Genomic DNA, 24,746 nt, shown 5'->3' on the forward strand with positions numbered 1-24,746 from the left:
GTAGCGCGGGATGGGCGGAGGTGCACGGGCAGGTCAGCCGGGGTCAGCCGCGGAGGCGGTTGAGGGTGGCCGCGATGTACTCGACGTCCTCGGGTTCGAGGCCGGGATGGACGGGGAGGGAGAGGACCTGGGCGGCGGCCGCCTCGGCGACGGGGAAGGCGCCTTCGCCGAGGCCTAGCTCGCGGATGATCGGCTGCTGGTGGATGGGCACGGGGTAGTGGATGGCGGTGCCGATGCCAGCCTCCTGGAGCTGCTGCTGGAGGCGGTCGCGGTCGCGCGGCACGCGGATGGTGTACTGGTGGAAGACGTGGCGGTCGCCTTCGCGGACGCGGGGGGTTTCGAAACCGCGGATGAGGCTGCTGAGGTGCTCGGCGTTGGCAATGCGCGCGCGGGTCCAGCCTTCGAGCTGCTCAAGCTGGGCGAGCCCGATGGCGGCGTTGAGGTCCTGCATGCGCCAGTTCAGGCCGAAGAGGTCGTGCCGGTAGCGGACCTCCTGGCCGTGGTTGCGGATGATGCGGGCGCGGCGGGCGATTTCGTCGTCGTTGGTGGTGATCATGCCGCCTTCGCCGGTGGTCATGTTCTTCGTCGGGTAGAAGCTGAAGCAGCCGGTGCCAAAGGTGCCGACGCGGCGGCCGGCGTGTTCGGCGCCGTGCGCCTGGGCGGCGTCTTCGATGAGTGCGAGGGAGAAGTCCTCGGCAAGCTCGGCGAGTTCGCTGATCCGGGCCGGGTGGCCGTAGAGGTGGACGGGCAGGATGGCCTTCGTCCGCTCGGTGATGGCGTCTTCGACCTTCTCGGGGTCGAGGTTGAGGTCGAAGGGGTCGATATCGACGAAGACCGGGGTAGCGCCGCAGGCGATGATGCTGGTCGCGGTGGCGATGAAGCTGAAGGGGGTGGTGATGACCTCGTCGCCGGGGCCGACGCCGTGCGCCTGGAGTGCGACGACCAGGGCGGCGGTGCCGGAGTTGACGGCGATGGCGTGGCGGGCGCCGATGTAGGCAGCGAAGGCGCGCTCGAAGGCTTCGACGCGGGGGCCGGCAGCGAGCTGGCCGGAATCGAGCACCTCCATGACGGCGCGCTTTTCAGCTTCGCCGACGTGGGGGCGGGCGACGGGGATAAACGGGCGGGGAACGGTCGTCATGGGGACTCCGGGCCTGAGACTGGTTCGAGGATAGCGGGCGATTCGCCGGCGAGGCGGTAGCGGCGCCCGCAGGCGGGGCAGACGAGGTCGGCGCCCAGGGGGCGGGCGCAGACGCAGGCCCAGCCGACCTGGCGGGCGGGGTTCCCGGCAACAAGGGCGAAATCGGGGACGCTGCGGGTGACCACGGACCCGGCGGCGACGAGCGCCCAGCGGCCGATGACCAGGCCCGGGAGCACGACCGAGCGGGCGCCGATGGCTGCGCCGTAACAGATGCGGGAGCCGGAGAGCTCCCAGTCTGCGGCGGCCTTGAGGGTGCCGTCGGGGTTGATGGCGCGCGGGTAGCGGTCGTTGGTGAGGACGACTTCGGGGCCGATGAAGACGCCGTCCTCGAGGGTGTTGCCCTCGTAGACGCAGGAGTAGTTCTGAACCTTGCAGTTGGCGCCGACGGTGACATCGGCGCCGATGTAGACGCCTTTGCCAATGATGCAGCCGGGGCCGACGTCGGCGCGCTCGCGGACCTGGGCGTGGTGCCAGATGCTGGCGCCGGCGCCGATGCGGGCGGCGGGGGAAACCTCGGCGGTGGGGTGGATGCGCGGCGCAGTCACGACGGGAGGGCCTCGCTTTCGGGGGCGTCGGCGGCGGCATCGTCGCGGGAGAAGCGGCGGGCGACGAGGTGGATGCGGCGGCGAACTTCCTCGGGGTCGCCCCACATGACCTGCCGGATTTCGTCGATGAGCCGGAGGATTTCGCGCTCGGTGACTTCGACGGAGGCGGTGAGGCGCATGACTTTAGGGTGCGCGGTCGGCTGGAGGTGTTCGAAGTCGGCGACGAGCTCTTCGCGGAGCTTTTCGCCGGGGCGCGGGCCGGTGAAGACGACCTGGATATCCTGGCCGGGGCGAAGCCCGCGCAGGCGGATCATCCGCTCGGCGAGTTCGAGGATGTTGATCTCCTCGCCCATGTCGAGCATGTAGATATCGCCGCGGCCGCCGAAGGTGCCGGCCTGGATGACGAGGGAGACGGCCTCGGGGATGGAGATGAAGTAGCGCTGCATCTCGGGGTGCATGACGGTGACGGGACCGCCGCGCTCTATCTGCTTCATGAAGGTGGGGACGACGGAGCCGCGGGAGCCCATGACGTTCCCGAAGCGGACGGCCGCGAAGCGGGTGTGCGTGGATTCGCGGGCAAGGGCGATGACAAGGAGCTCGGCGATGCGCTTGGTGGCGCCCATGACGCTGCTGGGCCGGACCGCCTTGTCGGTTGAGATGAGGACGAAGGTGCCGACCTGGAATTCGCGGGCGGCGCTGGCGCAGTAGAGGGTGCCGAGCACATTGACGCGGAAGGCTTCGGCGGGGTGCTCTTCCATGAGCGGGACGTGCTTGAGGGCTGCGGCGTGGTAGACGAGGTCGGGCCGGGTGCGGGCGAAGATTTCGCGGACGCGGGGCTCATCGGTGACACTGGCAACCCAGAGGCGGATGGCCGTCTCGGGAGAGACGCCGGCGAGCTCGAGGGAGAGGTCGTGCAGGCCGGTTTCGTTGTTGTCGAGGAGGTGGAGCTCGCGCGGACGGAAGGTGAGGACCTGGCGGCAGAGTTCGGAGCCGATGGAGCCGGCCGCGCCGGTAACGAGGACGACGCGGTCGCGGACGGACTGGCTGCAGGCGGCGAAATCGACCTGAACCGGTTCGCGGCCGAGGAGGTCGTCGAGGGTGATTTCGCGCAGGGTGTCGTGGCCGTGGCCGAGGACCCAGTTATCGACGCCGGGGACCATGCGGACGGGAATGTTGAGCCGCTGGCAGGTGCCGACGATCTGGCGGACGAGCTGGCCGCTGGGCCGGTCGAGCGCGATGGCGACGATTTCGGCGTCCATGCGCTCGAGGACGTGCTCGAGTTCGGCGATGGTGCCGTGGACCTTGAGGCCGTGGATGCGGTGATGGAGGAGCTTTTCGTCGTCGTCGACGAACCCGACGGGCTGGTAGGGGAGCGAAGGGTTGGCCTGCAGTTCGCGGGCGAGGAGCTGGCCGGTATGGCCGGCGCCAACGATGAGGAGGCGGCGTTCGCCGGTATCGACCCAGGGGAGGCGGACCAGCAGGCGGGTGCGCATCTTGACGACGGCCATCCCCGGGAAGACGAGGGCGCCAGCGATGAGGATGACGGAGAGGGGGAGGAGCCGTTCTTCGAGCCAGAAATTGATGCCGAAGAGCAGCAGGGTGACGAGCAGAACCGGCCGGAAGAGGCCGATGATGTCGCCGATGCTGCCGTAGGCCCAAACGGTGCGGTAGACACCGAAGACGAAGTTGCCGAACACGTAGGCGGCGGCGATGAGCGGGAAGACGCGGAGGACGAATTCGGCGTTGCGGCGGGGCACCTCGGCATCGAAGCGGAGGAGCATCGCGCAGGCGAGGGCGGCGCCGACAACGAGAACATCGAGAGCGACCGCCAGGAGGGTGGCCAGCGGGTCGCCGGGGGCGAGCCGGCGGAGGGCGGCGAGGGGACCGGCGTGGCGGTTCATCGGGCGCCGCTCCCCTTGAGGACTGCGAGGAGGGTCTTCAGGAGGATGGCGATATCGCCGCGGAGGGAGTGGTTATCCACGTAGGCGAGATCGTAGGTAATCGTTTCGTCATAGGTCAAATCCGAGCGGCCGTTAAGCTGAGCGAGCCCGGCGATGCCGGGGAGGACGTCGTGGCGGCGGTGGTAGTGGGCCGGGTACTGGGCGACGATTTCCGGGATCTCGGGCCGGGGACCGACGAGGCTCATTTCGCCCTTGAGCACGTTGATGAGGTTGGGGAGCTCATCGATCGAGGTCTTGCGGAAGAAGGCGCCGAGGCGGGTGATGCGGGGATTGGGTTGATCCGGGGGTGAGAAGACGAAGGTGCGAAAGTCGTCGATGACGTAGCGGTCTTCCTTTCCGGGACGGGCGTGACGCATAGTGCGGAGCTTATACATCGTGAACAGCCTGCCGTGGAGGCCGATGCGCTGCTGGAGGAAGAAGGGATTGCCGCCGAGGTCGATGGCGAGGAGGAGGGCGGCGAGGAGCATGATGGGCACCCAGACCGGGGCGGTGACGAGCACGAGGGTGACATCGAACAGGCGTTTGCCCACGGTTTCAGCCTATCCCCGGGCGGGGCTACGGGCACGAGGAGCGCGGGCGTTTCCGTTCGCTACCGGTGAAGGAGGACAACGGCGATGGCGGCCATCGCCTCGCCGCGGCCGACGGCATCGAGCCCTTCGCCGGACTTGGCTTTGACGCTGACGGCGCCTGTTTCGATGCCGGCAATCTCGGCGATCCGCTCGCGGATGTGAGGGATGTACGGGGCAAGCCGGGGCCGCTCGGCCCGGACGGTGGCGTCGATGTTGCCGAGGGTCCATCCGGCTTCGCGGGCGAGGCGGAGGGCGGTGCGGAGGAAGTCGGCGCTGTCGGCGTGGGCGTAGCGGGGGTCGCTCGGAGGGAAGTAGGCGCCGATATCGCCGAGGGCGGCAGCGCCAAGGACGGCGTCGGTGATGGCGTGGAGGAGGACATCGGCGTCGGAGTGGCCGCGCAGGCCGGGGCCCTCTTCGATAATGACGCCTCCGAGGACGAGCGTGCGGCCGTCGTCGACGGGGTGGAGGTCTTCGCCGATGCCGACCCGGATGTTCACCGGGCGGCCTCCCGGGCGGCGAGGAGGCGGGCGGCGAGGTCGAGGTCGAGCGGGCGGGTGACCTTGAGGTTGTCGTAGGAGCCTTCGACGACGGCGCATTCAAGGCCGAGGCGGCTGAGCATGGCGGCGTCGTCGGTTTCGTCGTTGTCGGACATGGCGGCGGCATCGAGCCAGGCCTGGCGGAGGACGACCTGCGGCGTCTGGGCGGCCCAGAGGAGGGAGCGGTCGGGGTGGCCGACGATACGGCCGCCGCGGACCTCCTTGATGGTGTCGGTGACGGGCACTGCGGCGATGGCGCCGGGGAGCCCCTGGGCGGCTTCGATGGTCCGCTCGATGAGCGCGGGCGTGACCAGCGGCCGGGCGCCGTCGTGGATGGCGACGTAGCGGCTGGAGCAGGTGCGGAGGCCGGCCTCGACGCTGTCGCGGCGGCGGGCGCCCCCGGCCACGACGCGGAAGCAGACGCGGGGACACCAGGTCCGGGCAAGTTCCTCGAATTCGGCTTCGCGGCCGGGCGCGGCGACGACGACGAGGCAGCCGAGGCCGCGGACGGCCTCGAAGGCGGCGAGCGACCAGGCGATGAGCGGGCGCCCGGCGAGGTCGGCGGTGAGCTTGTCGGCGCTGCCGAAGCGGGTGGAGGCGCCGGCGGCGACGATAACGGCATCGGTCGGCACGTCCTTGAGTATCGCCGACCGGCGGCCAGGGGTCAGCCCGGGGCGTGCTATGGATGGGGGGCGCCGGCTGCTACGATGGGATCTTGCCTGCGGTGCTGCTCACCCACTGCATGGAGGATTGTTTGATGGCAACGGTTGCAATCGACGGACTGCTCGCGCGGGTTTCGAAGCCCTCGCGGTACACGGGCGGCGAGTGGAACAGCGTGGTGAAGGACTGGGAGTCGACGAACGTCCGGATTGCGCTGGCCTACCCCGACGCCTACGACATCGGGATGTCGAACATGGGGCTCGGCATCCTGTACGACATCCTGAACCGAATTGAGGATGTGGCCTGCGAGCGGGTCTTCGCACCATGGGACGACATGGAGGCGGAGATGCGGCGAGACGGGGTTCCGCTCTGGAGCCTCGAGACGCGGCATCCGCTGCGCGAGTTCGACCTGGTGGGGTTCACGTTCCAGTACGAGATGACGTACACGAACGTGCTGAACATGCTGGACCTCGCCGGGATCCCGGTGCTTTCGCGGGAGCGGACGGACGAGGACCCGATCGTGATTGCTGGCGGGAGCGGGGCGTTCAACCCGGAGCCGATGGCGCTGTTCATCGACGCGTTCGTGCTCGGGGAAGGCGAAGAGGTGGTGGTCGAGCTGACAGACCTGGTGCGGAACTGGAAGCGGGAAGGGGCGCCGCGGGAGCGGCGGCTCCGCGACCTGCTTCGGGTTCCGGGGGTTTACGTGCCGGCGTTCTACGAGGCGCGGTATGACGATGCCGGGCATTTCCTTGCGCTGGAGCCGACGGTGCCCGAAGCGCCGCGGGTCATCCGGCGGCGGATCGTGGAGAAGCTGCCGCAGCCGCTGGTGAAGCCGATCGTGCCATTCCTGCAGACGGTGCACGACCGTGCCGCGGTCGAGATCCAGCGGGGCTGCACGCAGGGGTGCCGGTTCTGCCAGGCGGGGATGATCTACCGGCCGACGCGGGAGCGTTCGCCGGAGGAGGTGGTTCAGGCGGCGGCGGACCTAATGGCGAACACCGGGTACGACGAGCTGTCGCTCCTTTCGCTGAGCACGACGGACCACAGCGAGATTGTGCCGATGGTGCAGATGCTCACCGAGCGGTTCCCGAACCTGAAGGTGAGCCTGCCGAGCACGCGGGTCGACACGTTCTCGGTCGACGTGGCGAACGCGATTGCGAAGGGGAAGAAGCACACCCTGACGCTGGCCCCTGAGGCGGGCTCGCAGCGGCTGCGGAACGCGATCAACAAGCTCGTGAGCGATGCGGACCTGCTGGGCGCCGCCGAGAACGCGTTCCAGCGGGGCTGGACGGGCATCAAGATGTACTTCATGGTGGGCCTGCCGACGGAGACGATGGAGGACGTGGCGGGGATTGTGGAGCTGGGGAAGCAGGTGAAGGCGATCGGGAAGAAGTACGTCGGCGGGCGCGCGCGGGTGCGGGTGAGCACGAGCAACCTGGTGCCGAAGCCGCACACGCCGTTCCAGTGGGCGCGGCAGGATACGGCCGAAGAGCTGCAGCCGAAGCACTTCCTGCTGAAGGACGGCTGCCGGGCCGCCGGTGTGGAGTTCAGCTGGAACGACCCGCGGGACAGCTTCATCGAGGCCGTGCTTTCGCGGGGCGACCGCCGGGTCTCGGAGGCGGTCTACGAGGCGTGGCGCCGGGGCGCGAAGTTCGACGCCTGGAGCGAGCACTTCAGGTTCGAGACCTGGCAGGCCGCCTTTGCCGCGGTCGGGGTCGACCCGGCGTGGTTCGCGCACCGAGAGTGGGATACGCGCGAGCCGCTGCCCTGGGACCATATCGACTGCGGGGTGACGAAGGCGTACCTGCGGGGGCAGTGGCAGGCGGTGCATTCGACGAAGACGGTGGGCGACTGCCACCACGGTGCGTGCAACGTCTGCGGGATGCAGAACTTCGATGCGCTGCGGGGGGAGAAGGGCGTTGCGGATTGCGTGGTGAAGGTGGGGAAGCTGGCGGAGCTGCGCCGCGGCGCCCGGAAGTACGAAGGGGAGCTCCTGGAGCTCGTGTAGCGCGGGCTGCCCGGGCGCAGGATGAGAGGGGGCGGGGCCGAATGGCCCCGCCCCCTGGTGTGTGGGTGCGGCGGTGGGACGGGACCGGACTTACTCCTCGTCTTCGTCGGAGTCGGCGCCGATGAGCATGTCGTCATCGTCGTCGCCGAAGTCGTCCTCGTCCTCGAGGAGCCCGACGGCGGAGCGGCGCTGGCGGGAGCCGGCTTCACGCTCGGCGAGGCGGCGCTCGAGCTCGTACTCCTCTTCGAGGAGGAGGGCCTCGGGGACGTCGAGGTCGCCGAAGGTTTCGCGCTTCGGCACGACGATCTCGGCGCGGGCCGGGATGAGCTTGCCGATGATGACGTTCTCCTTCAGGCCCTGGAGCCGGTCGACTGCGCCTTCGATGGCGGCGTTGGTGAGGACGCGGGTGGTTTCCTGGAAGGAGGCGGCCGCGAGCCAGCTATCGGTATTGAGGGAGGCCTTGGTGACGCCGAGGAGGACGGGGGTCGCGGTCGCGGGTTCGCCGCCTTCGGCGATGATCTGGTTGTTGATCTCGTCGAACTTGCGGCGGTCGACGAGGTCGCCGGGGAGGAGGCCGGTGTCGCCGGGGTGGTCGACCTTGACGCGGCGGAGCATCTGCCGGGTGATGACCTCGATGTGCTTATCGTTGATGTTGACGCCCTGGGACTTATAGACCTTCTGCACTTCCTCGACCATGTACTTGCGGACGGCATCGCGGCCCTGGATGTGGAGGATGTGCTGCGGGTTCTTGGCGCCTTCGGTGAGCTGGTCGCCGGCGTAGACCATTTGGCCGTCTTCGACGAGGAGGCGGGCAGCGGCCGGGATCGGGTACTCGCGCTCTTCGCGGTCTTCGTAGACGACCTGGACCTTGTTTTTGCCGACGACGCGGACGGTGCCGCCGATGCGGGAGATGATGGGCTGGGCGGGAAGGTCAGCGTTCTTCGGGGCGGGGGCCTGGGCGAGGGTCGCGCCGGCGACGATCCGTTCGCCGTCCTGGACCAGGAGTTCGGCCTTCGCGGGGATGTCGTACTCCTCGACGAGGGTGTCGACGTTGGTCACGCGGACGATGCGGCGGTCGTTCTCGACGACGACATCAACGACGCCGTCGATTTCGCTGATGATCGCCTCGCCCTTCGGCGCCCGGGCTTCGAAGAGCTCTTCGACGCGGGGGAGACCGCTGGTGATGTCGGTCTGGGATGCGACACCGCCGGTGTGAAAGGTGCGCATGGTGAGCTGGGTGCCAGGCTCGCCGATGGACTGGGCAGCGATGATGCCGACGGCGGTCCGGAGCTTGACCAGCTCGCCGCGGGCGAGGTCGCGGCCGTAGCAGAGCTGGCAGAGGCCGCGCTCGGCCTCGCACGACATGGGCGTGCGGACGAAGACGCGGCGGATGCCGCGGCGGTCGATCTCATCGGCGACGGCCTCGGTGATCTCCTCGTTGCGGCGGCAGAGGACTTCGCCGGTAGCCTCGTCGACGATGTCGATGGCGGCGTAGCGGCCGACGATGCGGGCGCGGAGGGGTTCGAGGTCGTCGCGGCCGTCGGCTTCAATCCAGAGGCCGGCCGAGGTGCCGCAGTCTTCCTCAAGGATGATGACGTCCTGTGCGACGTCGATGAGGCGGCGGGTGAGGTAGCCGGAGTCGGCGGTGCGGAGGGCGGTATCGGCGAGACCCTTGCGGGCGCCGTGGGTGGAGATGAAGTACTCGAGGACGGAGAGGCCTTCGCGGAAGGAGCCGCGGATGGGGAGTTCGATGACCTTGCCGTTGGGGTCGGCCATGAGGCCGCGCATGCCGGCCATCTGGCGGATCTGGGTGATATTGCCCTTGGTGCCGGAGGAGGCCATGTAGTTGAGGGAGCCGTACTCCGACATGTGCTCCTTGATGGTTTTCTCGATCTTCTCGGTCGTTTCCTGCCAGATTTCGACGGTGCCCTGGTAGCGCTCCTCATCGGTGATGAGGCCCATCTGGTACTGCTCCATGAGGGCGTCGACCTTGCGGTCAGCCTCAGCGAGGAGTTCGGCCTTGTTCTTGGGCACCTGGATTTCGTGGACGGCGATGGTGATGCCGGAGAGGGTGGCGTAATGGAAGCCGACCGCCTTGATCCGGTCGACGATTTCGCCGGTGCGTTCGCCGCCGAGGGTGCGGTAGCACATGGCGACGACCTTGCGGAGGTTCGGCCGGTCCATGGTCTGGTTCTGGAACGGGAGTTCCTCGGGCAGGACCTCGTTGAAGAGGATGCGGCCGACGGACGTTTCGATGACATGCGTGCCGCGGGTGCCGTCGGGGCGGGCAGGCGGCTCGGTGACGACGCCGCCGTCGCCCATAACGGCGCGGTCGGTGCGGACCCGGATGGGAGCCCGCATGTCGATGATGCCCAGGTCGTAGGCGAGGCGGGCTTCCTCGAAGGAGCCGTAGAGGCCCTGGACAGGGCGGCCGTTTTCTTCGCGGTAGGCGCCGCGGGCGTTCCGGTCGATGTCGGTCATGTAGTAGCAGCCGAGGACCATGTCGAGCGAGGGCGCGACGATGGGGTCACCGCTGGCCGGCGAGAGGAGGTTTTTGGTGGACATGAGGACCTGGGTGGCCTCGGCGACGGCTTCGCGGCTGAGCGGGACGTGGACTGCCATCTGGTCGCCGTCGAAGTCGGCGTTAAAGGCGGCGCACACGAGCGGATGGAGCTGGATGGCGGAGCCTTCGATGAGGACGGGCATGAAGGCCTGGATGCCTAGCCGGTGAAGCGTGGGCGCCCGATTGAGGAGGACCGGGCGGTTGCGGATGACTTCATCGAGGACGTCCCAGACCTCGGGGCGGGCGCGTTCGACGATGCGCTTGGCGCTCTTGATGTTGTGGGCGAGGCCCTTGGCCACGAGCGAGTGCATGACGAAGGGCTTGAAGAGCTCGAGTGCCATGCGCTTGGGGAGGCCGCACTGGTGCAGCTTGAGTTCGGGGCCGACCACAATGACGGAGCGGCCGGAGTAGTCGACGCGCTTGCCGAGGAGGTTCTGGCGGAAGCGGCCCTGCTTGCCCTTGAGCATGTCGGAGAGGCTCTTGAGCTTGTGGTTGCCGGAGCCTGAGACGGCGCGGCCGCGGCGGCCGTTATCGATGAGCGAGTCGACCGCCTCCTGGAGCATCCGCTTTTCGTTGCGGATGATGATCTCGGGCGCGCCGAGGTCGAGGAGGCGCTTGAGGCGGTTGTTTCGGTTGATCACGCGCCGGTAGAGGTCGTTGAGGTCGCTGGTTGCGAAGCGGCCGCCATCGAGCTGGACCATCGGGCGGAGGTCCGGCGGGAGGACGGGGAGGACCTGGAAGATCATCCATTCAGGGCGGTTGCCCGAGTTGCGGAGGGCCTCAACGACGTTCAGGCGCTTGGTAGCCTTCTTCCGGCGCATGCCGGAGGCGACGAGGATTTCCTGCTTGAGCTTGGCGCGCAGGGCATCGAGGTCGAGCCGCTGGAGGACGTGGAGGACGGCCTCGGCGCCCATGGCGGCCTTGAAGACGTGCCCGAACATTTCCGAGAGCTCGCGGTAGCGGTTCTCGGTGAGGAGCACGATTTCGTCGTCGCGGACGGGGTCGCGGAGGGATTCGAGGTCGCGGAGGCGCTCTTTGAACTGTTCCTCGACCTCTTCGCGGATGGCGCGCTCCTTCTGCTGGAGGGGGTGGAGTTCGTCGTAGAGGGCCTGCTTGGCGTCTTCGAGGGCGGTATCGGCGAGGAGCGATTCCTGCTCCTTGAGCTTCGCGGTCTCCTTGTCGAAGGCTTCGAGCTTCTTGCGGCCTTCGCGTTCGACTTTGCCGACCTGGGCTGCGGTGACCTTGACGCCGGCCTCAAGGATGACGTCTCCGAGAATTTCGATGGGGGCCTCGAGGGTGCCGCCTTTTGCGGCGCTGACGGTTTCGACGGCGCGGAGGACGGCGGCCTCGAGGGCATCGCGGGAGACCTTCCGTTCGGCCTCGATCTGGGCCTGGCGCTCAGCGACTTTCGCCTGGAGCTCGCGGTTTGCGGCTTCGAGCTGGGCTTCGAGCTGCTCACGCTTCGGGCGGATGTCGGCGAGGCGCTCGGCGAGGAGCTCGTCGAGTTCGCGCTGGAGGCGGCGGATCTCGGCGTTCTTCGCCTCTTCGTCGACCTCGGTGATCATGTACTGCGCGAAGTAGAGGACGCGCTCGAGGTTGCGGGGAGAGATATCGAGGAGGAGGCCGAGCTTGGAGGGCGTTCCCTTGACGAACCAGATGTGGCTGACAGGGCTGGCGAGCTCGATGTGGCCCATGCGCTCGCGGCGGACCTTGGCGCGGGCGACTTCGACGCCGCACTTATCGCAGATGATGCCCTTGTAGCGGACGCGCTTGTATTTGCCGCAGTAGCACTCGAAGTCCTTGGTGGGGCCGAAGATGCGCTCGCAGAAGAGGCCGTCCTTTTCGGGCTTGAGGGTGCGGTAGTTGATGGTTTCCGGCTTGGTGACTTCCCCGTAGCTCCAGGAGCGAATCTGTTCGGGGCTGGCCAGGGCGATCCGCACCTGGTTGAAGTCATTCACCTCGAGCATTGAAGAAATCCTCCTCGCGTTCGAAACCGGTCAGGTTGAGGCCGAGCTCGGGCAGGTCGTTGGCGGAGTCGTCGATGAAGGAGACGGAGCTGCCTTCGTCGTTGGAGACCTCGACGGCGAGGCCGAGGCTCTGGAGTTCTTTGACGAGGACCTTGAAGGACTCAGGGACGCCCGGTTCGAGGACGTCCTCGCCCTTGACGATGGCCTCGTAGGTTTTGACGCGTCCGACGACGTCGTCGGATTTGACGGTGAGGAGCTCCTGGAGGATGTGGGCGGCACCGTAGGCTTCGAGGGCCCAGACCTCCATTTCGCCGAAGCGCTGGCCGCCGAACTGGGCCTTGCCGCCCAGGGGCTGCTGGGTGATGAGGCTGTAGGGGCCGGTGCTGCGGGCGTGGATTTTGTCTTCGACGAGGTGGATGAGCTTGAGCATGTAGATGTAGCCGACGGTGACCGGCTGGTCGAAGGGTTCGCCGGTGCGGCCGTCGTAGAGGCGCATCTTGCCGAAGAGGGGCGGCGGCACGTTGGTGTCGCGGTAGACCTCTTTGGCGAGCTCATCGAGCTCCTCGCGGGAGTAGCGGCCGGGCTCGATGGGGGGCTGGCCGGTTTCTTTGCGGTGGCGGTTGAGCCAGATTTCGAGGCAGGCGCGGGCGGGTGCCCCGTCCTCCGGGCTGGTGTAAATGGCGTCGGGGTCGTAGCCCTGCTCGGCGATCCAGGCCTTGAGGCGTTCGGGGTCGAAGCCGCGGTCGCGGGGGTCGACGTAGTAGTAGGCGCCGGCCTCGTGGGCCATCCAGGCGAGGGCGAGGGCGTCATCGATCTCGTAGTCGCGGGCGCCATCGAAGACCGGGCTGATCGCGCGGAACCCGAGGGTATTGGCGGCCCAGCCGAGGTGGGTTTCGAGGACCTGCCCGATGTTCATGCGGCTGGGGACACCGATGGGATTGAGGATGATATCGACCGGGGTGCCGTCTTCGAGGTAGGGCATGTCCTCGCGGGGGAGGATGCGGCTGATGACGCCCTTATTGCCGTGGCGGCCGGCCATCTTGTCGCCCTCGGAGATTTTGCGGCGCTGGGCGATGGAGACGCGCACGAGCTTGTTGACGCCGGCGGGCAGGCCATCGTGGTTGTTGCGGTCGAAGACCTTGACGTCGATGACCTTGCCGCGCTCGCCGTGGGGGACGCGGAGGGAGGTGTCCTTCGTTTCGCGGGCTTTTTCGCCGAAGATGGCGCGGAGCAGCTTTTCTTCGGCGGTGAGTTCGGTTTCGCCCTTGGGAGTGACCTTGCCCACGAGGATGTCACCTTCGCGGACTTCGGCGCCGATGCGGATGATGCCGTCTTCGTCGAGCTGGGCGAGGGCGTCGTCGCCGACGTTGGGAATGTCGCGGGTGATTTCTTCGTCGCCGAGCTTGGTCTGGCGGGCTTCGACCTCGTGCTTCTCGATGTGGATGGAGGTGAACTTGTCTTCGCGGACGAGGTTTTCGGAGAGGATGATGGCGTCCTCGAAGTTGTAGCCCTCCCAGCTCATGAAGGCGCAGAGGATGTTCTGGCCGAGCGCGAGGTCGCCGCCCTGGGTGCTGGAGCTATCGATGATGGGCTGGCCGGCGGCGACGCGTTCGCCGCGGAAGACGATCGGCCGCTGGTTGAGGCAGGTGCCCTGGTTGGAGCGGGTGAACTTGGTGAGGCGGTAGGTGCGGCAGGCACCGCCGTCGTCGGTATTCAGGGCAGGGTCGTCGTAGCGGATTTTGATGTGGGTGCCGGTGGCTTCGAGGACTTCGCCGGGGCCATCGGCGAGGATGACGTGGCCGGAGTCGACAGCGGCGCGGCGCTCCATGCCGGTGCCGACGAGCGGCACCTCGGGACGGACGAGGGGGACGGCCTGCCGCTGCATGTTGGCGCCCATGAGCGCGCGGTTTGCGTCGTCGTGCTCGAGGAAGGGGATGAGCGCGGAAGCGACGGAGACCATCTGCTTGGGGGAGACGTCGATGTAGTCGACCTCGATGGGCGGGACGGTCATGAACTTTTCGAAGAGGCGGATTTCGACGCGCTCATCGATGAAGTGGCCGTCGTTGTCGATGCGGGTGTTGGCCTGGCCGACCTTGAACTTGTCCTCTTCGTCGGCGGTGAGGTAGACGATCTCGTTCGAGACCCACGGCTGGATCGCCACCGTTCGGCCGGCGGCGGCGAGCTTCTCGGCGAGGGCGGCATCGATGCGCGTGCCGCGGGGCGCGATGACATTGCCGTCGCGGTCGAGGGCGTCTTCGCGGAGGATGCGGCCGACGAGGTTCGGGTTATCGGAGACCATTTCGCGGTAGACGCGGCGGTAGGGGGTCTCGATGAAGCCGAACTTATTCAGCCGGGCGTAGGTCGCGAGGGACCCGATGAGGCCGATGTTCGGGCCTTCGGGGGTTTCGATGGGGCAGATGCGGCCGTAGTGGCTGTGGTGGACGTCGCGGACGTCGAAGCCGGCCCGGTCGCGGGAGAGGCCGCCGGGGCCGAGCGCTGAGAGGCGGCGCTTGTGGTTGAGCTCGGAGAGCGGGTTCGTCTGGTCCATGAACTGGGAGAGCTGGCTGCCGCCGAAGAACTCCTTCATGGCCGCGACGACGGGCCGGATGTTGATGAGGGCGCTGGGGGTTGCCTCTTCGGGGTCGGTGATGGTCATCCGTTCGCGGACAACGCGCTCCATGCGGAGGAGGCCGACCCGGAACTGCTGCTGGATCAGTTCGCCGACTGCGCGGACGCGGCGGTTGCCGAGGTGGTCGATATCGTCGTGGTGGCCGCGGCCGTTGTTGATGTTGATCTGCTCGCGGATGATGGCGACGAGGTCGTAGGGGCGGAGCCAGCGCTGGTCGGTGGGGTCTTCGAGCTCGAGGCGCTTGTTGAGCTTGTGGCGGCCGACCCGGCCGAGGTCGTAGCGGCGGGGGTCGAAGAAGAGCTGCTTGAGGAGGTTGCGGGCGTTGTCGGTTGTGGGCGGGTCGCCGGGGCGGATTTTGCGGTAGAAATCGAGCAGGGCGTCGTGCTTGTTCTGGACGCCGGGGTCGCGCGGCTCTTTTTCGAGGGTAGCGCGGACATACTGGCGGATATCGCTCGTGTCGACGGCCTCGAACATGGCGAGGATGCGTTCGGCGGTGCCGAGCTCCTGTTCGAGGTCGCGGAGGGCGGCTTCGCGGGCACGCTCATCACCGGAATCGACGGCCTTCCAGTACTTTTCGAAGCGGGGGTTGTCGCGGTCGCCGGGGACGAGGCCGGGGACGTCGATGGCGCGGATGAAGGTGGTGACGGGGACCTTGCGCTTCCGGTCGACTTTGACGTAGAGGACGTCGCGGTTCGAGGTTTCGAATTCGAGCCAGGCACCGCGTGCGGGGATGAGCTTGCCGTGGCAGAGGCGCTTGCCGGTGGCCTGGTCGGTTTCGATGGTGTAGTAAACGCCGGGGGAGCGGACGAGCTGGGAGACGACGACGCGCTCGGCGCCGTTGATGATGAAGGTGCCCCGGTCGGTCATGAGGGGGAAGTCGCCGAAGAAGAGGCGCTGTTCTTTGATTTCGCCGGATTCTTTGACGCGGAGCTCGACATCGACGAAGAGGGGGGCGGCGTAGGTCATGTCGCGCTCCCGGCACTCTTCCATGGAGGCCTTGGGGGCGCGCAGTTCGTAGTCGCCGAAGATGAGGTCCATCCGGCTGCCGGTGAAGTCCTGGATGGGGGAGAGCTCATCGAACAGCTCGCGGAGGCCTTCGCGGAGGAACCAGTCGAAGGAATCGAGCTGGATGCGGATGAGGTTGGGGAGCTCTAGGACGTCTGGGATGCGGCCGTACGTTTTGACGGTGAGCGGGGCAATGGTGCCCCCCGGGACCACGTCGCGCGTTGTGGTCATCCTGTGGCAACTCCTTCAGGACCTGGGTGCGGGGAAACGAGAGAGACAGAACAGTACAAGCGGCAAGTGGTGGGGAAATCGATGGGCATAGCGGCGCCCAAGTAATGGTAAGGGGAACCGAAGGGCGAGTCAACGCCCGGGGCGCGCTGAACGCACAACGCGACCACCAACTTGATGGCCGAAAGCGTGAATTTCCCAAGGACCGAGGCTCCGGGGAGCCACGTCTGCGAAGACGTGTGGCGTCAAAATCGCTCGCTGTCCAGCGTGCTATGTCACCTGTGGGCAGTGGCAGGCGAAAGTCCCGGGTACTGAGGCCGGGTACTGAGTACACTGAGTACTGAGGGCAGCCGGCACCGGGGCAGTGGGGGAAGTCGGGCATCGCTGGGGGCTGCGCTCGTAGCAGTGCGTCCGGGGACAATGCTGCGATGGCTCGAATCACTGGCGATGATCTCCCGGCGGCGGTGCGTAGCCATGCTCAGGCGGTCGGGGCGGTGCATTGGCTCGAAGCGCTACCCGAAACGGTGGCCCACCTCGAGGCTGAGTGGGGGATGGCGGTTGGTCGGGTGTTGCCGGGCGGGAGTGAGGCCCTGGTCGCGGAGGTCAGGCTCGACGATGGCACGCCCGCAGTACTGAAGCTGCTCTTGCCGACGGGCGGCACGGTCGGCGGGCACGAGATCACGGCTCTCCGCCTGGCGCGCGGAGAGGGCGCCGCCCTGCTGCTTCGCGCCGATGCCTCACGAAACGCCATGCTGCTCGAACGGCTCGGTGAACCCCTCGGGGCCAGCTCGCTGACACCGGTGGAGCGCCGCACAGAGCTTTGCGCCGCGGCGACGCGCTTCTGGCGACAGGTCCCTGATACCTCCTTCCCGACTGGCGCGGAGAAGGGGCGCTGGCTCATCGACTTCGTCCGGAGCACGTGGGCCGAGCTGGGAGAACCGTGCTCGGCGCGGGCGGTGAGCTTCGCAATCGCGTGCGTCGAGCGGCGAATCGCCGCCCACGACGCGGGACGCGCGGTGCTCGTGCATGGCGATATTCACGAGTGGAACGCGCTGGCGAGCAAGTCCGGGTACAGCTCATCGACCCTGACGGCCTGTTCGCCGAGGCGGAGTACGACCTCGGCGTGATCATGCGGCAGGACTCCGTGCACAAAGCGCAGGCTTCGGCGCGCTGGCTTGCTGACCGCACTGGCCGGGACGCAGCGGCGATCCTCGATTGGGCGACGATCGAGCGCCTCGCGACGGCTCTCCACTGCACCCGCCTCGACCTCCAGCCCACCGGCCGCACCCTGCTACAGGCCGCCGAGTTGGCTGCGGAAACCGGGGAGTAGGCGCGGCTTCGCGGTAACCCCAGTAGTTGTTGGCTGCGGCGATCGTCGCGAACTCAAGGGCGACGACGTGGCCGGCGGCGGTGAGGGAGTCGGCGTTGCAGGCGTAGGCGGAGCGCAGGGCCGAGCGCATCTCGTCGTCGGGCTACATCGCCTTGATGGTCAGGCGCGCCATGCGGATGGCGAGTTCGCGGACGGACTCGGGACCCGGGGTGATAAGGGAGTTTTCGGGGACGAGCAGGGCATGCGACCTTCTTTCATGGTTGGTGAGCCATTGTTGGCATTCCAGCTAGAGGGTTGCAACAGGCGACGCGCCGAGCGCATGTCGCGGTTCCAGCGCATGAAGAGCGCGGGGAACGAGGATGTAGGCGACGAGCAGCACTGGCTGGCCTAGGTGTTCCCGGCCTGCTCCGACGAGATGAGCTGCCAGTTTCCGGACGTGTCCTTCTCAAACACGAGGTGGAAGATGTAGTCGCTCCCGGCCACGCCGACGTTCACCTCGAAGCGCTGGCCCTGGTCCGACTCGCGGGTGTGGCACCACTCAGGGGTGTCGCCGCGCGGCTTCCATTCCCCGGGGCATTCGCCGATGTAGACGCCGCCCTGGTCATGAACGAAGGCTTCGATTCCGCTCTGCACGCCGGGCGGGAGCGTGGTGGTGCTGCCGTTCGAGGAAGGCGACGCGGCGGGGGTGACGCTGGCAGTGGTTTCGGACGGCGGTGCTGGCGCGGTGTCGCGGCTCCCACCACCGCCGCAGGCGGCGAGGACCGGAACGGCGACGGTCAGGATGGCGATCAGGACGAGAATGCGGGCATGAGCCATCAGTAGGTGATCCAGTGCAACCAGTTTTGGGACGAGTCACCCGTCGGGTTTATCTGCACGCCCGGAACCGAGGGATCATCGTCGGCATCAACCGCCCAGTTGGTCCACAAGAAGGGCGCATTGTGCGTGCCGCTCTGGTGCAAATGGCTTCCAGTGGAGTTGCAATTGCCAGTTCCCGGGCCCGACACGACTGAACCGATTGGTTGGATAGTCCAACCTCCGCCGCTTACGTAGAAGCCAGTGCCGAAAGTTTGGCTAACATTGACCTGAACGAAATTCACGTAGCCAATCCAAGTCCCGACAGAGGAATCGGGATACGGGACCCACAGCGCCACGTCCGCCCCGGGACAGGCACTGGTCCCGTATTGGTGATTGGTAATGACGCCATAGGCGTAGCCTGACCGGGTGTAGGACTGGAAGTAGACTGCTGCGCCCCCGGTTGCGCCGGTGGTGTTCGTCAGGTCTAACGCGGTATTGTTCGGGTGATTTCCTTCATCACAGTGCCAATACGCGGTTCCGCAAGCGTGCGGATGGTACGTGAGGGTGGCCTCGGTTGTGGCCATTCCCACGATCACACGAATGTCTCCGCTTGCCGCGTTAGCAGGGCTGGGGAGCGCGACCGCCGATGCCACGGCCAGCAGCATGAGGGCAATGCCCGTTGCCAGCCGGGGATAAAGACTGGTGGGCATGCTACTCACCTCCGACAAGCTTGGCAGCCAGGTCAATGAGCCTGTCTTGACCCATGGAAGGCGACCGCAGAACGATCTCCTGGCCTTCCAGCCATACGCGAACGTAACCAACGTTGGGGGCAGGGCCAGCCGAGGGTTGTTCAACGATAGCCGGTCGGCCAGCGATGGTGGTGGTGAAAACTTCCAGGGGGCTGTCCGTGGGATAGAGGTAGACATCGAGCGGCAACATCCAGTCTGGGACGGCAGCGGAAGAGACGATGAGCGCATCACCGGCATCATTTTTCCAGTAGGAATCAATCCCGATGACCTGCCCGTCGCGGACGGTTCCTCGCTCGCTTGAAACGGAAAACCCTGGGAGCGGCTCGAAATAGAGCGCAGAGCGACGAAGGACGTCCGGCGACGAAGTCTCCGCAAAGTCTCGCGCGCCGGTGTCACCAGGATAGGTCCGCTCAATGTAGAGAGTGCCCGGAGGCAGCAGCCGATACGGCCCGACCTGTTCTGCCCCTCCCGCGTACGGCCTCGCCGGATTCTCTAGCCAGGTCAGTTGTCCGGTCTGTCCCGACGGCCCGCGCTCCGGGCCCGGCACCTCGTCAGACCAGCCGCGGGGGCCGTCCGCCGCAGCCAGCGCGGTAAGCATGACTGAGAACGCGATCGCCAATGTCACGACAGCAAGCAATGATGTTACCCGCATAACGCCACTTCATCAGGATGAAATTGGCGGCAATCTGGCTCATTGAAGACTAACTGTCAAGGGGCTTCCTTTACGTGGCGGCGAAACAGACATACGAGCGAGGGGCCGGTTTGCACCGGCCCCTCGTGTTGGGTGTGTTGACCGCCGGGGGTTAGCCGACGGGCTGGGGTTCGCGGACGGTTTCGATGGTGAGTTCGTCCGCATCGGGGTTGCGGTCGACCTTGACCCTGTCGCCGGTACCGAAGTCGCCGGCGAGGAGCATCTCGCTGAGGCGGTCTTCGATGTTGTCCTGGATGACGCGGCGGAGCGGCCGGGCGCCGAAGACCGGGTCGTAGCCCTTTTCGCCGAGCCAGTCTTTGCCGGCCTCGGTGACTTCGAGGCGGACACCCTTCTGATTGAGCGTCTTCTCGACCTTCTTGAGTTCGTTGTCGACGATCTTCCGGATGTCTTCCTTGGTGAGGGAGCGGAAGACGACCGTGCTGTCGATGCGGTTCAGGAACTCGGGCTTGAAGACGTTCTTCAGCTCGGTGAGGACCTTCTCCTTCATGCGCTGGTAGCGCTCTTCGTGGGTCTTGACCTCGTCGGTCGTGGTGGCGAAGCCAAGGGCGCTGTCTTTCTTGATGAGGTCGGACCCGACGTTGGAGGTCATGATGATGATGGTGTTGCGGAAGTCGACCTTCCGGCCCTTGGCATCGGAGAGGCGGCCCTCATCGAAGATCTGGAGGAGCAGGTTGAAGACTTCGGGGTGCGCCTTTTCGATTTCGTCGAGGAGGACGAGGCAGTAGCTCTTGCGGCGGACGGTGTCCGTGAGCTGGCCGCCGTCGTCGTAGCCGACGTAGCCGGGGGGCGCGCCGACGAGCCGCGAGACGGTGTGCTTCTCGCTGAACTCGCTCATGTCGAGCTTAATCATGTTGTCCTGCGAGCCGAACATGAACTCGGCGAGGGCGCGGGCGAGCTCCGTCTTGCCGACGCCAGTGGGCCCGCAGAAGAGGAAGACGCCGATTGGGCGGCGCGGGTCCTTGAGGCCGGCGCGGGCCCGGCGGACGGCGCGGGCGATGGTTTCGATCGCTTCGTCCTGGCCGATGACGCGGCTGCGGAGGGCTTCCTCCATGCGGAGGAGGCGTGCGCTTTCTTCGCTGGCGATGCGGGCGACGGGGATGCCGGTCCACATCGAGACGACCTCGGCGACGTCCTCTTCGGTGACGACGGGGGTCGCGATACCGGCCTCGCCCTCCTCCCACTCGCCCATCTCGCGGATTTTGTCCTGGAGCTTGACCTCGCGGTCGCGGAGCTCAGCGGCGTATTCGTACTGCTGGGCGGCGATCGCCTGTTCCTTTTCGCGGCGGAGGCTTTCGAGGCCCTTCATCGCTTCCTTAAGGGAAGGCGGGGTGGCCGCGCGGCGGATGCGGACGCGGCTGGCGGCCTCATCGATGAGGTCGATCGCCTTATCGGGCAGGTAGCGGTCGCTGACGTAGCGGGCCGAGAGCTCGGCGGCGGCCACGAGGGCAGCGTCGCTGATCTTGAGCTTGTGGTGCTCTTCGTAGCGCGGGCGGATGCCCTTGAGAATTTCGATAGCTTCTTCGACGGTCGGCTCTTCGACCATGACCGGCTGGAAGCGGCGCTCGAGGGCGGCGTCGCGCTCGATGTGCTTCCGGTACTCGTCAAGGGTGGTGGCGCCGATGCACTGGAGCTCGCCGCGTGCGAGTGACGGCTTGAGGATGTTGGCGGCATCGACGGCGCCTTCGGCGGCGCCGGCCCCGACGAGCATGTGGAGCTCATCAATGAAGAGGATGCAGTTGCCGGCGGCCTTGATCTCCTCGATGACCTTCTTGAGGCGCTCTTCGAATTCGCCGCGGTACTTGGTGCCGGCGACGAGGGAGCCGATGTCGAGGGTGAGGAGGCGCTTGTTCTGGAGCGTCTCGGGGACATCGCCGGAGACAATCCGCTGGGCGAGCAGCTCGGCGATGGCGGTCTTCCCGACGCCCGGCTCGCCGATGAGCACCGGGTTGTTCTTGGTCCGGCGGGAGAGAATCTGGACGACGCGCTCCAGCTCGTTGGAGCGGCCGATCACGGGGTCGAGCTGGCCGTTGCGGGCGGCGGCAGTCAGGTCGATGCCGAGCTGGTCGACGGTGGGGGTGCGGCTCGCCTGGCGGGCACCTGCGCCGGAGGTCGCGGCCTGGGGCGCGCTCTGGCTGAGGATGCGGGTCGTTTCGGCGCGCACGCGCTCGAGGTTGACGCCGAGGCTTTCGAGGACGCCGGCGGCGATGCCTTCGCCCTCGCGGACGAGGCCGAGGAGCAGGTGCTCGGTACCGATGTAGCTGTGGTTGAGGCGGCGCGCCTCATCGACGGCGAGCTCGATGACCTTCTTGGCGCGCGGGGTGAGCCCGATTTCGCCGAGGACGGTGCGGTCGCCGCGGCCGATGATGAATTCGACGGCCGAGCGGACCTTGTTGAGCTCGACGCCGAGGTTGGCGAGGACCTTAGCTGCGACGCCGTCACCTTCGCGGACGAGTCCCAGGAGGATGTGTTCGGTGCCGATGTAGTTGTGGTTGAAGCGGTGGGCTTCTTCCTGGGCGAGCGTCAGGACGCGCCGCGCCCGTTCTGTGAATTTGTCAAACCGATCGGCCATAGGTGTACTCCCTTCCCCTGGGTGCGCCCAAAGAACGTCTAGGAGCCGTCAGCAGTTTCCTCCTCTGTTGCGGCTGGTGCTTCGGCGGGGGCCGTTTCCGACCCCTCACCATTATTGTGCGGCATTTGATCGGGGGCCGTCTCCCCGGTGGAAACCCGAGTTTCGGCGTCGCCGATCCCGGAGTCTGCGGCGGCCCGGGCCTCGGCAGCGGGCGCCGCCTGGGCCGTCTCTTCGGCGGCTGCCGGGGCCTCGGCGGGAGGCGCGGCTTCGGCCACCGGCTCAGCAGCGGGCGCCGCTTCGGCCGGGGACTCGGCGGCTTCGGCCGGGGCAGGCGGCTCAGCAGCCGGAGCCTCGGCAGGAGCAGGCGCCTGGTCCTTCGGGGCGAGGCCGGCGACCTGGGCGACCGTCTCGGCGATGCCGTTGCCGGCTTCGGCGTTTTCGAGGGCCTGCGCAAAGGCTGCGGCGAAGGCCGACATCGGCTCGGGGTCGCGGGCGACGGCCTGTTCGATCGCCTCCTGCGCGGTGCGCGGCTCGCGGCGGGCCGGCTGGGCGGTGGTATCGCGCGGCGGCAGGCCGAACTGCTCGCGCACGTCGTCCGGGTAATCGATGACGGAACCGTTGGCGTCGAAGACGAAGCCCATGGCTTCGGCGTCGCTGCGGGCCTGTCGGAGGCTGAGGCCGAGGCGGTGGCGGTCCTTTTCGATGCGGACCAGCTTGACCGGCACAACGTCGCCTTCCTTGACGACTTCCTTCGGGTGCTGAATGCGCCGGTTGGAGAGCTCGGAGATGTGGATGAGGCCTTCGACCGGGCCTTCAAGGCGGACAAAGGCCCCAAACGGCATCAGCTTCGTGACGCGGCCGATGAGGATCTGGCCGATAACGAAGCGGTCGACGGTGGTGTCCCAGCGCTCGGGCTGGGCGCGCTTGAGCGAGAGCGAGATCTTTTTGTTCTCGCGGTCGACTTTCAGGATGTAGGCCTGGACTTCGTCGCCGACTTGGAAGAGGTCCTTCGCCTTCTTGCCGCGCTCCCAGGTGAGTTCAGTCATGTGGGCGAGGCCGTCGGCGCCGCCGAGGTCGATGAAGACGCCGAAGTCGGTGATGGAGGAGACGCGGCCGGTGCGGATCTGGCCCTCCTGGAGCTCCTCGAGGACGCGGTCCTTCTGCTCCTTGCGGATTTCGGCCATGGCGGCGCGCTCGGAGAGGATGACGCGGTTCCGCTTCCGGTTGAGCTCGACGACCTTGAGCTTGATGACCTGGCCAACCAGGCCGGCGAGCTGGTTTGCGGCGTCGGGGTCATCGTGGCGGACGGATTCGACCTGGGAGAGCGGAACGAAGGCGTTGACGCCGTCGACGTTGACGAGGAGGCCGCCGCGGTTGTGACCGGTGACCTGGGCTTCGAAGATTTCGCCGGATTCGAACCGCTTCTGGAGGGTTTCCCAGCCCTCCTCGCCGCGGGCGCGGTCGAGGGAGACGATGGCGTGGCCTTCGGCGGTTGAGGGCTGGAGGACCATGACGCGGACGGTATCGCCGGCCTTGAGGCGGCTGGCGCCGTCGACGCCGAGGGAGAGCATTTCGTTGTGGGGGATGACGGCCTCCATCTTGGTGCCGACATCGACGATGAGGCCATCGGGGGAAGCGCCCATCACCATGCCCTCGATGATTTCGCCACGGCGAAGCTGGCCGCCGCCGGACTGGGCGGCTTCAAGGTCGAGGAGGGCGCCCATATCCATTTCGGCTTCGGGGGGAGTGGTGGGCTGGGCGGTATCTGCTGACAAGTGCGGCTCCGTCTGGGGGCACGTATCCCATCTGATGGGTGTACGCGCCGGGGTGAAGTGAGGGATCTCAATCCCGATTGTATCGCGGCGGATCCGTGGAGGGAATCGACCGCGCGGCCCCGCGCGTGGCGGGGACTATTGAGGAGAACGCCGTGAGGTGCAGGCGGGTTACCTGCCGCGGGCGGCTCCGCTCAGCCGTGGGCGGCCCAGAGATGCGAAAACCGCCTTGCGGCGGCTTCGTAAAGTACCCGGCGGCGGCCTATTTTCCCACCCGGTTGCCCGGGCAGTATCGTCAGCGCTGAGGCGTTTCACTTCCGTGTTCGGGATGGGAACGGGTGGGTCCACCTCGCTCTAGCCACCAGATGGTCTGATTATGGGCGGGTCCGGGCGGATCGTGCAAGTCCCGGTTGCGGGAAGGGCGGAGCGGAGGCACGCTCCCCGGCATGCGGGTGCTGATTGCCTTCGCACTCGGCGCGCTGGCCGGTGCGATCGGGGTGGTGCTCTGGTTCACGATCGACCCGGACTTCGAGGCGCAGACGGAGGCCGTGGCCGGGGGCGGCAACATCGCCGTGGCGTTCGACGAGCGGGCGCTGGCGGCGATCATCGCGGAGGAGCTTGCGACCCTGCCGGGGGTGAGTGCGCGGCCGGTGGTTGAGGTTGAGGTCCAGCAGGAGGGGCTGATCCTGGTCACTTTTGCCATCGGGAGCCAGGGCATTGGTGTGCGGGGGTCGATCCGCTTCGACCCGAACGTGGCGGACGGGCGGCTGCGGCTCGATGTCGCGGGCGCCTCGCTCGGGGGACTGGCGGCGCCGGAGGCGGTGGCGGCGCTGGTCGAGCCCCCGCTGCAGGCGCGGCTGGACGAGGCGGCCGGTTCGCTGCCGTACCGGCTGGTCGCCATCCGGACGACGGACCGCCGCCTGACGCTGGACCTGGCCATCGACTGAGGG

17 protein-coding genes, 1 rRNA gene and 1 pseudogene are annotated in these 24,746 nt (G+C 67.2%); 4 read left to right on the forward strand and 15 right to left on the reverse strand.

Annotated features, from left to right (window positions below; translation table 11 throughout):
- Window positions 1–43: 43 nt before the first annotated feature.
- From Tbon_RS02430 to ispD, 6 genes are read right to left on the reverse strand one after another with little or no spacing between them, the layout of a single operon-like run.
- Window positions 44–1,138 (reverse strand): DegT/DnrJ/EryC1/StrS family aminotransferase, encoded by a 1,095-nt coding sequence (locus Tbon_RS02430; RefSeq protein WP_158066136.1) that lies wholly within the window; start codon window positions 1,136–1,138, stop codon window positions 44–46.
- Window positions 1,135–1,743, reverse strand: coding sequence for an acyltransferase (locus Tbon_RS02435; protein WP_158066137.1), 609 nt, complete (start codon window positions 1,741–1,743; stop codon window positions 1,135–1,137). The genes Tbon_RS02430 and Tbon_RS02435 overlap by 4 nt, the downstream gene beginning before the upstream one ends.
- A complete protein-coding gene (locus Tbon_RS02440) occupies window positions 1,740–3,644 on the reverse strand; it encodes a polysaccharide biosynthesis protein (protein WP_158066138.1) in 1,905 nt (634 codons plus the stop codon). The genes Tbon_RS02435 and Tbon_RS02440 overlap by 4 nt, the downstream gene beginning before the upstream one ends.
- The gene (locus Tbon_RS02445; protein WP_158066139.1) at window positions 3,641–4,234 is read right to left on the reverse strand and encodes a sugar transferase; all 594 of its coding nucleotides are present in this window, start codon (window positions 4,232–4,234) and stop codon (window positions 3,641–3,643) included. The genes Tbon_RS02440 and Tbon_RS02445 overlap by 4 nt, the downstream gene beginning before the upstream one ends.
- Before the next feature lie 59 nt (window positions 4,235–4,293).
- Window positions 4,294–4,770: a 2-C-methyl-D-erythritol 2,4-cyclodiphosphate synthase gene (gene ispF, locus Tbon_RS02450; protein WP_225734679.1), complete on the reverse strand. Its 477-nt coding sequence runs from the start codon at window positions 4,768–4,770 to the stop codon at window positions 4,294–4,296.
- On the reverse strand, window positions 4,767–5,441 hold the full coding sequence (gene ispD, locus Tbon_RS02455) for a 2-C-methyl-D-erythritol 4-phosphate cytidylyltransferase (RefSeq protein ID WP_158066141.1): 675 nt from the start codon (window positions 5,439–5,441) through the stop codon (window positions 4,767–4,769). Before ispD ends, ispF begins: the two co-directional genes overlap by 4 nt.
- 125 nt (window positions 5,442–5,566) lie before the next feature.
- Here ispD and Tbon_RS02460 point away from each other — a divergent pair, with 125 nt between their 5' ends.
- Window positions 5,567–7,477: a TIGR03960 family B12-binding radical SAM protein gene (locus Tbon_RS02460; RefSeq protein ID WP_192498080.1), complete on the forward strand. Its 1,911-nt coding sequence runs from the start codon at window positions 5,567–5,569 to the stop codon at window positions 7,475–7,477.
- 90 nt (window positions 7,478–7,567) lie between these two features.
- On the opposite strand, the gene rpoC is transcribed toward Tbon_RS02460, so the two are convergent.
- Both rpoC and rpoB read right to left on the reverse strand, forming a co-directional pair.
- The gene (rpoC, locus tag Tbon_RS02465; protein ID WP_225734680.1) at window positions 7,568–12,007 is read right to left on the reverse strand and encodes a DNA-directed RNA polymerase subunit beta'; all 4,440 of its coding nucleotides are present in this window, start codon (window positions 12,005–12,007) and stop codon (window positions 7,568–7,570) included.
- Window positions 11,991–15,872: a DNA-directed RNA polymerase subunit beta gene (gene rpoB, locus Tbon_RS02470; RefSeq protein WP_158066143.1), complete on the reverse strand. Its 3,882-nt coding sequence runs from the start codon at window positions 15,870–15,872 to the stop codon at window positions 11,991–11,993. Before rpoB ends, rpoC begins: the two co-directional genes overlap by 17 nt.
- A gap of 425 nt (window positions 15,873–16,297) precedes the next feature.
- Here rpoB and Tbon_RS02475 point away from each other — a divergent pair, with 425 nt between their 5' ends.
- A complete protein-coding gene (locus tag Tbon_RS02475) occupies window positions 16,298–16,996 on the forward strand; it encodes an aminoglycoside phosphotransferase family protein (protein ID WP_225734681.1) in 699 nt (232 codons plus the stop codon).
- A 17-nt stretch (window positions 16,997–17,013) separates the two neighbouring features.
- Window positions 17,014–17,199 carry a hypothetical protein gene (locus Tbon_RS14055; protein ID WP_225734771.1) on the forward strand — a complete coding sequence of 62 codons (186 nt, stop codon included), beginning with the start codon at window positions 17,014–17,016 and terminating at the stop codon, window positions 17,197–17,199.
- A gap of 19 nt (window positions 17,200–17,218) precedes the next feature.
- Here the strand turns inward: Tbon_RS14055 and Tbon_RS14490 are convergent.
- The 7 genes and pseudogenes from Tbon_RS14490 to rrf form a co-directional block, all read right to left on the reverse strand.
- Window positions 17,219–17,437 (reverse strand): annotated as a pseudogene (locus Tbon_RS14490) (hexameric tyrosine-coordinated heme protein); the annotation flags it as partial.
- Window positions 17,438–17,586: 149 nt separating this feature from the next.
- On the reverse strand, window positions 17,587–18,015 hold the full coding sequence (locus Tbon_RS02485; RefSeq protein WP_098503549.1) for a hypothetical protein: 429 nt from the start codon (window positions 18,013–18,015) through the stop codon (window positions 17,587–17,589).
- Window positions 18,015–18,704 (reverse strand): hypothetical protein, encoded by a 690-nt coding sequence (locus Tbon_RS02490; protein WP_133117538.1) that lies wholly within the window; start codon window positions 18,702–18,704, stop codon window positions 18,015–18,017. The genes Tbon_RS02485 and Tbon_RS02490 overlap by 1 nt, the downstream gene beginning before the upstream one ends.
- Before the next feature lies 1 nt (window position 18,705).
- Complete coding sequence (locus Tbon_RS02495; protein WP_158066144.1) at window positions 18,706–19,368, reverse strand: hypothetical protein; 663 nt, start codon at window positions 19,366–19,368, stop codon at window positions 18,706–18,708.
- Window positions 19,369–19,546: 178 nt separating this feature from the next.
- A complete protein-coding gene (locus Tbon_RS02500; protein WP_158066145.1) occupies window positions 19,547–22,024 on the reverse strand; it encodes an ATP-dependent Clp protease ATP-binding subunit in 2,478 nt (825 codons plus the stop codon).
- A 38-nt stretch (window positions 22,025–22,062) separates the two neighbouring features.
- Entirely contained in the window at window positions 22,063–23,799 is a 1,737-nt protein-coding gene (locus Tbon_RS02505) for a 30S ribosomal protein S1 (protein ID WP_158066146.1), read from the reverse strand.
- Between the two features lie 246 nt (window positions 23,800–24,045).
- Window positions 24,046–24,162, reverse strand: a 5S ribosomal RNA gene (rrf, locus tag Tbon_RS02510).
- Window positions 24,163–24,242: 80 nt separating this feature from the next.
- Between rrf and Tbon_RS02515 the strand changes: the two genes are divergently transcribed.
- On the forward strand, window positions 24,243–24,743 hold the full coding sequence (locus Tbon_RS02515; protein WP_158066147.1) for a hypothetical protein: 501 nt from the start codon (window positions 24,243–24,245) through the stop codon (window positions 24,741–24,743).
- The last annotated feature ends 3 nt before the right edge of the window (window positions 24,744–24,746 follow it).

The sequence above is a fragment of the Tepidiforma bonchosmolovskayae genome (assembly GCF_008838325.1).
Taxonomy (GTDB): Bacteria; Chloroflexota; Dehalococcoidia; order Tepidiformales; family Tepidiformaceae; genus Tepidiforma; species Tepidiforma bonchosmolovskayae.

What these genes read in the sequence shown, in the direction of transcription:
- Tbon_RS02490 (WP_133117538.1), bottom strand. Translation starts at nt 18,704, where the DNA reads ATGCCCACCAGTCTTTATCCCCGGCTGGCAACGGGCATTGCCCTCATG.
- Tbon_RS02430 (WP_158066136.1), bottom strand. Translation starts at nt 1,138, where the DNA reads ATGACGACCGTTCCCCGCCCGTTTATCCCCGTCGCCCGCCCCCACGTC.
- Tbon_RS02460 (WP_192498080.1), top strand. Translation starts at nt 5,567, where the DNA reads ATGGCAACGGTTGCAATCGACGGACTGCTCGCGCGGGTTTCGAAGCCC.
- Tbon_RS02500 (WP_158066145.1), bottom strand. Translation starts at nt 22,024, where the DNA reads ATGGCCGATCGGTTTGACAAATTCACAGAACGGGCGCGGCGCGTCCTG.
- Tbon_RS02475 (WP_225734681.1), top strand. Translation starts at nt 16,298, where the DNA reads ATGGCTCGAATCACTGGCGATGATCTCCCGGCGGCGGTGCGTAGCCAT.
- Tbon_RS02515 (WP_158066147.1), top strand. Translation starts at nt 24,243, where the DNA reads ATGCGGGTGCTGATTGCCTTCGCACTCGGCGCGCTGGCCGGTGCGATC.
- Tbon_RS02440 (WP_158066138.1), bottom strand. Translation starts at nt 3,644, where the DNA reads ATGAACCGCCACGCCGGTCCCCTCGCCGCCCTCCGCCGGCTCGCCCCC.
- rpoC (WP_225734680.1), bottom strand. Translation starts at nt 12,007, where the DNA reads ATGCTCGAGGTGAATGACTTCAACCAGGTGCGGATCGCCCTGGCCAGC.
- rpoB (WP_158066143.1), bottom strand. Translation starts at nt 15,872, where the DNA reads ATGACCACAACGCGCGACGTGGTCCCGGGGGGCACCATTGCCCCGCTC.
- Tbon_RS02485 (WP_098503549.1), bottom strand. Translation starts at nt 18,015, where the DNA reads ATGGCTCATGCCCGCATTCTCGTCCTGATCGCCATCCTGACCGTCGCC.